This is a genomic window from Methanococcoides sp., assembly GCF_030594565.1.
GTDB classification, from domain to species: Archaea; Halobacteriota; Methanosarcinia; order Methanosarcinales; family Methanosarcinaceae; genus Methanococcoides; species Methanococcoides seepicolus.
Map to the genome: position 1 here is coordinate 1 of NZ_JAUVEY010000086.1, position 9,477 is coordinate 9,477.

At 43.5% G+C, this 9,477-nt stretch carries 10 protein-coding genes; 4 read left to right on the plus strand and 6 right to left on the minus strand.

Going from position 1 to position 9,477, the window contains the following annotated elements:
• On the plus strand, window positions 1-594 hold a 594-nt coding region (locus QAS77_RS08000; protein WP_305064828.1), incomplete at its 5' end, for a nucleotide sugar dehydrogenase.
• 201 nt (window positions 595-795) lie between these two features.
• Here the strand turns inward: QAS77_RS08000 and QAS77_RS08005 are convergent.
• Together QAS77_RS08005 and QAS77_RS08010 are read right to left on the minus strand one after the other, a co-directional pair.
• A complete protein-coding gene (locus QAS77_RS08005; protein WP_305064829.1) occupies window positions 796-1,389 on the minus strand; it encodes a hypothetical protein in 594 nt (197 codons plus the stop codon).
• 63 nt (window positions 1,390-1,452) lie between these two features.
• Entirely contained in the window at window positions 1,453-1,860 is a 408-nt protein-coding gene (locus tag QAS77_RS08010) for a hypothetical protein (protein WP_305064830.1), read from the minus strand.
• A 197-nt stretch (window positions 1,861-2,057) separates the two neighbouring features.
• On the opposite strand from QAS77_RS08010, the gene hisH reads away from it, so the two are divergent.
• Together hisH and QAS77_RS08020 are read left to right on the plus strand one after the other, a co-directional pair.
• Window positions 2,058-2,666 carry an imidazole glycerol phosphate synthase subunit HisH gene (hisH, locus tag QAS77_RS08015; protein WP_305064831.1) on the plus strand — a complete coding sequence of 203 codons (609 nt, stop codon included), beginning with the start codon at window positions 2,058-2,060 and terminating at the stop codon, window positions 2,664-2,666.
• A 14-nt stretch (window positions 2,667-2,680) separates the two neighbouring features.
• The gene (locus QAS77_RS08020; RefSeq protein WP_305064832.1) at window positions 2,681-4,003 is read left to right on the plus strand and encodes an AIR synthase-related protein; all 1,323 of its coding nucleotides are present in this window, start codon (window positions 2,681-2,683) and stop codon (window positions 4,001-4,003) included.
• Window positions 4,004-4,006: 3 nt separating this feature from the next.
• On the opposite strand, the gene QAS77_RS08025 is transcribed toward QAS77_RS08020, so the two are convergent.
• A complete protein-coding gene (locus QAS77_RS08025) occupies window positions 4,007-5,323 on the minus strand; it encodes an NfeD family protein (RefSeq protein ID WP_305064833.1) in 1,317 nt (438 codons plus the stop codon).
• A gap of 16 nt (window positions 5,324-5,339) precedes the next feature.
• Window positions 5,340-6,098 carry a slipin family protein gene (locus QAS77_RS08030; protein WP_305064834.1) on the minus strand — a complete coding sequence of 253 codons (759 nt, stop codon included), beginning with the start codon at window positions 6,096-6,098 and terminating at the stop codon, window positions 5,340-5,342.
• 114 nt (window positions 6,099-6,212) lie between these two features.
• On the opposite strand from QAS77_RS08030, the gene QAS77_RS08035 reads away from it, so the two are divergent.
• Window positions 6,213-8,336 (plus strand): DHH family phosphoesterase, encoded by a 2,124-nt coding sequence (locus tag QAS77_RS08035; RefSeq protein ID WP_305064835.1) that lies wholly within the window; start codon window positions 6,213-6,215, stop codon window positions 8,334-8,336.
• 66 nt (window positions 8,337-8,402) lie between these two features.
• On the opposite strand, the gene QAS77_RS08040 is transcribed toward QAS77_RS08035, so the two are convergent.
• Both QAS77_RS08040 and QAS77_RS08045 read right to left on the minus strand, forming a co-directional pair.
• Complete coding sequence (locus QAS77_RS08040) at window positions 8,403-9,014, minus strand: orotate phosphoribosyltransferase-like protein (RefSeq protein WP_305064836.1); 612 nt, start codon at window positions 9,012-9,014, stop codon at window positions 8,403-8,405.
• A 66-nt stretch (window positions 9,015-9,080) separates the two neighbouring features.
• Window positions 9,081-9,477 (minus strand): NOB1 family endonuclease (locus QAS77_RS08045; RefSeq protein ID WP_305064837.1); only part of this gene is annotated, 397 nt, incomplete at its 5' end.

Here is a 9,477-nt window from a genome sequence, read left to right on the forward strand (position 1 = left end):
ATTGATACCTATGAGGTCATGAACGCAGTGGGTAAGGATTTCCGTATATCTGAACATTTCCTGAATTCCGGTGCAGGCTTTGGAGGCTCATGTTTCCCTAAAGATGTATGTGCCCTGATTGGAAAAGCAAAGGAACTTGATTATTATCCTGCTCTTCTTGAATCTGTAGTTGAAGTTAATGATCTGCAGCCGATCCAGATGCTTGAACTCCTCGAAGGTCATGTGGATGATGTGAAAGGCAAACGTATAGCTGTACTTGGGCTGGCGTTTAAGAACGATACTGATGATATTCGTGAATCCCGCTCTATTCCAGTCATACGCAAACTTCTTGAAAAAGGTGCTTCAGTGGCTGCTTATGATCCAATGGCATCAGAGCACATGAAAGCTATCTTTGAGGATATCACATATTGTAAGAGTGCTGAAGAGGCTCTTAATGGAGCGGATGCCTGCCTGATCATGACGGAATGGGCTGAGTTCAGAAAGCTCGATAATGAATTTAGTGGTATGAAGGGCAAAGTTGTCATTGACGGCAGAAAGATGATCGATCCTGATGAACTGGAACAGGATATAATCTACGAAGGCCTTTGCTGGTGATATTAATGAGTGGGGGCACTGTAAAGGAAGATGTACAGGGGGATTCCCCTTCAACATTTTCTTAACTTATTGGCATTGAACTGGATGTGTACTCACATAATCGCGATCATCTATATTTTGTCAGTCATTGAGGTTCGAATCTTATCCCTCGCATAGCAAAGTTGGGATATAGGTCAGGATGAAAAAACCGAATTCTTTGAATTATTTGATTGAGATAAATCGTTCTAATAACTTTTTCTTAGAATTGGATAGCATCTTTTTAACGTCGAATATGAATGTAATGACTACAAGTAACAAAGACATCTGCACAAAGGTACTCATCATTGCTTGTATTATTTTATAGTACAAAGGATCATATTGTTCCAATAAATGAAAAATAATAGTTCCTGCAAATATAATTAAAGTTGGAATTATGTACAAATGTTTATCAAAAGATTTAATATTATAAAGTTTGAGGTATATTGGTACAGCTATTACATAAGCAAGTAATATCAAGGTGAGATAAGTTTCTTTATTATATGCTTGAAATATATAGTAAAATAAAATCAGAACTATCATAAAAAATGGAATTGCAAAGAGAAAACGTTCAACATTTTCAAAGCTAAATTCTGAGATTGGTATTAAATTAGAATCATTGGTTGAAAATTGAAATAAATTTTTGAATATAATTCCACACAGCAATATAGAAATTGCTATTGATGAAACAATTCCTAAATCAAAAAGAATTTTTAATCCATTTTGTAATGGGATATATGGGCTAGAAAAATAACCTGCTAATGCTATAAAAAAACCCAATGCAACAAATAAATTTATGTTCTAATTTAAAAATTTTTCTAACATCATAACCACATCTTTAAGTTATGCACAAATAATATTTAATAATTTTTTAACGGCAGTAGTATTCAAGTTCAATTTTCCACTTTCCTTCAACCTTTTCTTAATACCCTGAAACGTATTCCTCCCAACTCCTAGTCTCTCAGCTTCCTTCTGTGGCATCTCAAGAATCTTCCTCTTAATCTCTTCCACATCAATAAATTCCTGAGCCTTCTTCACATCTAATTCCTGTTCATCAATACTATTGGCTTCTTTGCCAATGTACACAACACCATCAGCCTGAACATGCTTCCTTTCAAGAATCCCAACCTCACCATCAAACTTATGCTCAAGATGTTCCACATACTGCATTATTGTCCTGCTCAACGGTTTGAAATAATGAGATCCTTCCTTAATATCTCCAGTTGCATAATCAATAAATGGCTCATACACAACCTTCTGAGGATTTCTACAGAGCCAAATTTTTAATAACCGTATATGTGCTATTAAGCTTCGTTTTAACATGTCTATTGGAAGCTCAACTCAAAATATATAATGTAAGGCTAACTATATTTCACAATTTCGCAAATAATGTTTGTTACAATATATCGATTCGTTAAATCGATGTACCAAAACCGTATGTACTCCCCATGAAAAAAATCGTGATAATTGATTATGGGCTTGGCAATCTTCGCAGTGTTCAGAAAGGGCTGGAACACGCGGGTGCAGAAGTGCTCATCTCAAAGGACCCTGCTGACATTGAAACTGCCGATGGTGTCATTCTTCCCGGGGTGGGTGCCTTTTCCGATGCAATGAAGAACATCGTTCCTTTTTTGGATCCCATAACTGATTATGTGGCATCAGGAAAGCCGGTCCTCGGAATATGTCTGGGAATGCAAATGCTTATGACCCGTTCCGAGGAAGGAGGTCTTACAGAAGGACTGGACCTTGTTCCGGGAAATGTTGTGAGGTTTCCCCTATCGGAATTGAAGGTCCCTCAAATGGGCTGGAACTCTCTGACGATCGAACAGGACCATCCATTCTATGAAGGTGTGCCCAATGGAGCTTTCGTATATTTTGTACATTCCTATTATGTTGATACCGATGCATCCCACACGCTTGCATCATGTGATTACGGGATAGACTTTGCTGCATCGGTCGTGAATTCGACCGGCAATGTCATAGGGACGCAGTTCCATCCTGAAAAAAGTGGCGATATCGGTTTGAAAATGCTCAAGAACTTTGTAGGCATGTGCTGATCAGGAGCGATTGTATGGATATAGAAGGTTACGCAAGAAAAGGACTTCGAAATAATGATCCCGAGCTTGAAGACAAGTTGACGCAGCGGATACTCGAGATTAAGGACACATCTGAAAAACACGCACGCAATCTTGCAAAAGCAGCGATAGTGGAAGCAAAGGCGACTTTGAATGTCGAAGGCGATGTACTGAGATCGACTGTTTCAGGCGTGACCATGGGTGAATTTGGTGTGGGCTCCCGGGGACTGGGAGATTTCTATGCGCACGAAAAGATCGCTGAGGTCATCGGTAAGACCAGTGCAGCGGTGGACACTACCCATCTCGATGATTCCGGAGCTGTCCTGAATGAAAGGGGTGATGGTTACATCATTGTCACGATAGACGGTATTCATTCCCGATTGAGCGATTTTCCTTTCCTTGCGGGTTTCCACGTAGCCCGTGCATCTTTGCGTGATGTCTATGCTATGGGTTCCCGCCCGGTTGCACTCTTATCCGATATCCATGTTGCCGATGACGGCGATGTGGCAAAGATATTCGATCACATTGCAGGCATAACCACAGTATCGGAACTTACCGGTATCCCTCTTGTTACCGGAAGTACATTACGCATCGGCGGCGATATGGACATTGGCGAGCGTATGACCGGTGGTGTTGGTGCAGTGGGCACATGCACTGAACTGACCTCCCGTGTGCAGACACAGGTCGGAGATGTCATATTGATGAGCGAAGGTGCAGGCGGAGGTACTGTTTCCACAGCAGCGCTCTATTATGAAATGCACGATGTAGTTGAGGAAACTATAAACATCAAGTTCCTGGATGCATGTGAGGCTCTGATAGCTTCAGGTCTTACCAAACACGTCCATGCAATGACCGATGTGACCAATGGCGGTATTCGCGGTGATGCAAAGGAGATCTCAAGAACAGCTGGCGTGAAACTTGTCTTTGATGAATCGAAGATGCGTCCCCTTGTCAATCCGAAGGTCCTTGAGATGCTGGAAAAGCTGGAGATCGACTATCTTGGTGTATCCCTGGATGCTCTGCTTGTGATCGCTCCGCCGGAATATGCGGAACAGATCATTCAGGTGGTAAAGGACGTAGGCGTTGATATCGATATCATTGGTGAGATCGTGGAAGGCAGCGGTGCCGAGATAGTTATTGATGGCAAGGTATGTGATTTCACTCCTCGTTTCAGGGAATCCGCTTACACTCCTATAAAGAAGATGATCGGGGACGAAGAGCCCCGGGACTTTGAAGAAATGAAAGAAGCGATCGACAAAGCTGCGAAAGAAGCTTCGGAGAAAAAGAAAAGGGTTATGGAAATGATAAGAGGAAAGTGAGTCTCACTCTCCCTCCTCTTCTACTTTTTTAACAATAAAGAGAGGTCCCTGTACATCAGTGATCACCACTTTATTTCCATCACTGATATCCTCTTTTACTTTTGCTTTCCAGTATTCTCCTTTGTACCTGACAAACCCTTCTTCTCCTGCTTTGATGTCCTCTATGGCGTTTGCCGTCTCGCCTGTAGGGTCTTCGCCGATCACCGGTTTTTTGTGTCTGACCTCGAGCACTTTATAGAAGACGAACACAAAAAGGATACCCATTACTATTGTAGGGGTAACTATTGCGATTATCATCGACCGCTGTACATCAGCAGGAGTGTACCATCTGGGGAAGTCCATGGGTACCAGGAAGATACTTCCGGCGATCAGGCATACAAGTCCGGCAATCCCAAAGATACCGAATCCAGGCGCCTGCAATTCGAGAACGAACAGTATCACCCCGAGCAATATAAGGAAAATGGCTGCGATATTAACATCGAATCCCATGCCCACAAGGCCCAGTGATATTGCAACAACTCCAAATATCTCTGCACCTGCTCCGGGATTGGAAATTCCGATTACGATGCCGTATATACCGAGCATGATGAGAAGTGAGGAAATGATCGGGTCCGATATGATGTCCATAAAGCTCAATCTCAGGGACGGTCTATAGTTCTCAATGGTAGCACCTTTGGTGTTCAGTACCTTTCCTTTGATAGTCTGGCCATCCACCTGCTCAAGAAGATCATCAATGTCAGATGCAACATACTCGATAACTCCTGCTTCCAGTGCTTCTTCCGCATTCAGGTTCAGATTTTCCGTAATGAACTTCTCTGCAGTTGTTTCATTGCGACCGTGCTGTTTTGCTTTTGTTTTTGCAAGTTTCACGAGTGCATTTACTATCTTATCGTCCTCGATAGGTTCTATACCTTGAGGTGTCACTGATACCGGTTGGGCAGAACCGATAATTGTATGTGGTGCCATTGCCGCAATGTCTGTTCCGATCAATATAAGTGTCCCGGCAGACCACGCTTTTGTTCCTTCTGGATATACATACCCTATTACCGGTATATTCGTCCCGTCAATAGCTTCGATTATCTTGAGGGTCTCATCAACCCCTCCGCCAGGGGTGTTGAGGGTGATTACAAGAGCTTCGTATTCATTTTGTTCTGCTATCTGCAATGCATCTATTACAATATCATCTGCTACTGGTGTGATCGAATCGGAGATCTCCAGTACCAGAACCGTCTGTTCCGCAGACGCACCTGAGGGTATTAGAAGCAGTAACAATACCAAAAAAAAGAAAAAAATAATAGGTGATCCTTTGTTCAACATCATATCACCTTTATCTGCTTTATTTCTTCTCGAATGCTTTTGATAGTGCAGCTATCTCTGCGGTGTTCGTGGAGTTTGAGATCACAATTAGGTTCTTTTCACGTGCAACTTCAGCAATTGTCTGCAACTCTCTCAACTTAAGTGCTGCGGGCACGTCCTGATAGAGCTGTGCTGCCTGCTTCATCTTCTCTGCAGCCAAGAATTCTCCTTCGGAGAGAATGATACGTGCACGCTTTTCCCTTTCTGCTTCTGCCTGTTTTGCAATAGCACGTAGCATTGTCTCATCAATGCTTACATCCCTGAGGGTCACAGCGGCGACCTTGATACCCCATGGATCTGTAGAAACATCAAGCAATTCCTGTATATCCTTGTTGATGGTCTCACGTTCGGAAAGCACGTCATCGAGCTCGATCTGACCGATAACATCCCTGAGTGTTGTCTGTGAAAGCATTGCAGTTGCGAATTTGTAGTTCTCAACTTCAGTAACAGCTGCAGCAGGCTTAATGACCTTGTAGTAAACAACCGCATCAACAGCGATCGTGACATTGTCCTTTGTAATGACAGCCTGCTTTGGTACATCGATGGTTACCACACGAAGATCGATCTTTACGACAGAATCAATGATAGGGATGATCAGGAACAGGCCCGGACCTTTTACGCCACTGAGCCTTCCTAACCTGAAAATAACAACCCTTTCGTATTCTTTTACCATCTTAAGTGCTTGTGACAAGATGATAACTGCAATGACAAGTATAGGTATTATGTAGTCTTCTATCATGTTTCACTTCTCCCAAATTAAATGGAAGAGACTGTGATAAAAAACTATTGCTTGTGGTAATCCAATGTTACGCAAAGACATAAATCTAACATAAACAATTAAGACTTGATACAAATGAGAGATGAGTGTAACGAATGTGGAGGAAAGGGATACGAGGTCCTTTCTACTGAAAAATGTCCTGAATGTAAAGGTTCAGGAAAAATAAAATCCGTAAATCTGATGGATCTTTCTCAAAAGGATGTGAAAAATTTCCTGAATGAGGGTTCAGTATGTTCCAAATGCGGTGGAAGCGGAGAAATCGAAGTAAGAAAACAATGTCCTGCATGTAATGGTAAGGGTGCTTCTTATAGATGTGATGTCTGTGACAAGCCTATTGCTGGACCCATAGATGGCAAGGAAGCTTGTATTGCCTGCGGTAAGATCGAGATCGTACATGTTCTTGATAATTCCTGCAATCAGGATGAGCTGGAAGTAGGCAAGATGTACCTTGCTAAAGTAAATAATCATGCGGACTTTGGTGTATTCGTTGATCTGAATTCCAATTTACGTGGTTTGATCCATTCAAGCAATCTCAACATCAAGCTTGAAGAAAAAGCTCCGGTGATCGTGCAGGTAAAAGAGATCAGACGTGATGGTAAAATGGATCTGATCCCCCGGGTTATCAAAGATTACCAGACAGTAGAGGTTGAGAAGAGCATTTCTATAAGAAGATCGACCGAACTTGGCAGTTTTACTGGTAAACTTGTAAAGATCGAAGGTGAGGTAATTCAGGTAAAGCAGACCGCAGGCCCTACTATCTTCACAATTTCCGATGAAGACGGGCTTATTTCCTGTGCTGCTTTTGAGAGTGCCGGTACACGTGCTTATCCGGAGATCGATGCAGACATGATAATTACCGCAACCGGTGAAGTTACCTCCCGTGGTGACAGGCTCCAGTTGGAGGTCAGAAGCATGAAACATCTGACCGGTGAAAAAGAAGTAGCTGTCAAGAAGCGCATCGATGAGGTCATTGATCAGAGGGCTGAGCCTTCCGACATTGAGTTCCTTGTTGAGAGCGAGATCCTTGAAAAGCTTCGACCTGCAATGCGTAAGGTCGCAAAGGAGATCAAGAGAGCTATTATAAGGTCAAAACCTATCCTTTTACGTCACCATGCCGATGCTGATGGAATGACCGCGGCAGTAGCTATCGAAAAGGCCATCCTCCCTATGATAAGGGAAGTGAACGGCCCTGATGCAGAATATCACTATTACAAGAGAGCACCCTCAAAGGCTCCATTCTATGAACTTCCGGATGTCACCAAAGATATATCCTTTGCACTTGAGGATGCTGCAAGACACGGACAGAAACTTCCACTGGTCGTAATGGTGGACAACGGTTCCACAGAAGAGGATGTTCCAGCCATGAGGCAGGCACAGGTCTATGGTATCGACATGGTCGTAGTTGATCACCACCATCCTGATGAGCTCGTTGACCAGTATCTGCTCGGTCATGTAAATCCTGCTCACGTGGGTGGGGATTTCGGTATGACTGCAGGAATGTTGGCCACGGAAGTTGCCCGTATGATCAACCCGGATGTGACAGATGTGATCAAACATCTTCCTGCCATTGCTGCAGTGGGTGACCGTTCTGAAGCACCGGAAGCTGAAGTTTACAAGCAGCTTGTTGCTGACAGGTATTCTCTGCAGGACCTCAAAGAGATGGCACTGGCACTTGATTTTGAAGCATACTGGCTCAAGTTCGCTAGTGGTAGGGGTATCGTTGATGACCTGATGGACCTTGGCGACCACACAAGGCATAACAATATCGTGAAACTGTTATGTGAACAGGCAAACGCGATGATCTCAGAACAGCTTGATGCCTGTATGCCGAACGTGAAGTCGGAGGATCTGCCCAACACTGCTGTACTGAACGTGCTGGATGTCGAGAACTACGCTCACAAGTTCACATTCCCGGCACCAGGCAAGACCTCCGGTGAAGTGCATGACCGCATGTGTCAGAAACTCGAAGGAAGGCCGGTAATTACCATCGGTTACGGTCCTGACTTTGCAGTGATACGCTCAAAAGGAGTTCTGATGAACATTCCACAGATGGTCCGTGAACTCCACGAGGAGATCACAGGTGCTGGTGTGAATGGCGGTGGACACCTTGTAGTTGGAAGTATAAAGTTCGTAGAAGGCATGCGTTCCGAAGTGCTTTCTAAACTGGTCGAAAAGATCGGTTCAGTGGGTGTAGAGTGAGATCTCTCATCCATTTCTTATTTTAAAAAACAAAAGGAACAAAAAAGAAAAGGGAGCTTTCCCTTTTTAATCTACACGTGTGATACGGACTAGTGAGCTCATAGGCACATTGGCGATCATATCAGCATTCATCTTGTCAACGATAACTGCAACTGCGATCGGGGTTGCACCAACCTCGCGAAGCTGTTCTGCAACGTCTGTAACAGTAGCTCCTGATGATACCACATCGTCCACGATGATGCACTTCTTTCCCTCGACATCAGCGAAATTCCGGCTAAAGATGCCTCTTTGATGGGTCTTTCCTTTCTGGTCATCATAGTCATGGAAGATCGCGAAATCGATCTCCAGTTCTTCGGCCATCATGGTGGCTATAGGAATTCCACTAAGCCCTATACCGATCACAAGATCGGCATCTTGTTGTGTTCTTTCCAGCGTCTCTATCACCATGTCACAAAGTGCCTGTGAGATGCATCTTAATCTGTATGAACTCTGTCCGACACTGTTCCATGTCACAGAGATATCCTTTGGTGCAGGTGCTGCAACATCTTTCTTTGAGCGTGTCAAAAGCCATGTGACCGTTTCCCTGGACACGTTGAGCTCATTTGCTATCTGGCCTGTAACAAGGCCATTTGATTGCAATTCAACCGCTTTTAGGATCAATTCTTCTATGTTCTTCATATTATATCCCAGCTGAAATATTAATTAGTTTTAACCTTTTAAAATAGTTATAGTACATCTCTATGGTTATAGTTTTCTTTTCCTGACCTTTTTCAAAAGGGATCCGCAGACTGGGCAATCATCTCCCTCATCAAATTTGCGATAGCATGCAGTACATTTCTTTCCCCATACCAGTACATCCTTTATTTTTTTCTGGCTGATGGGCTTAACTTCAATACCAAGTACTGAAGCCATGTTCTGTACCGCATAGTCATCTGTGAGAAGGACCCCGTTCTCCTTGTATTCAAGAGCCTTCGTTAGAATGTCTATATCTGTGGATGAGAGCTCTTCAACATCCCTCGTCTTTTTCGCAATCGAAAGTACCTCTTTGCGAATCTGCGGGTCAGGTGTTTCAATTCTTGTACCTGTCTCACAAGCGATCTCAAATCGCATCATGGCTTCCCGGCTCTTCATTTCGTCCTTC

Excerpts from the sequence above, each read along its gene's own strand:
- hisH (WP_305064831.1), top strand. The coding sequence starts at position 2,058 with ATGAAAAAAATCGTGATAATTGATTATGGGCTTGGCAATCTTCGCAGT.
- QAS77_RS08020 (WP_305064832.1), top strand. The coding sequence starts at position 2,681 with ATGGATATAGAAGGTTACGCAAGAAAAGGACTTCGAAATAATGATCCC.
- QAS77_RS08025 (WP_305064833.1), bottom strand. The coding sequence starts at position 5,323 with ATGATGTTGAACAAAGGATCACCTATTATTTTTTTCTTTTTTTTGGTA.
- QAS77_RS08030 (WP_305064834.1), bottom strand. The coding sequence starts at position 6,098 with ATGATAGAAGACTACATAATACCTATACTTGTCATTGCAGTTATCATC.
- QAS77_RS08035 (WP_305064835.1), top strand. The coding sequence starts at position 6,213 with ATGAGAGATGAGTGTAACGAATGTGGAGGAAAGGGATACGAGGTCCTT.
- QAS77_RS08040 (WP_305064836.1), bottom strand. The coding sequence starts at position 9,014 with ATGAAGAACATAGAAGAATTGATCCTAAAAGCGGTTGAATTGCAATCA.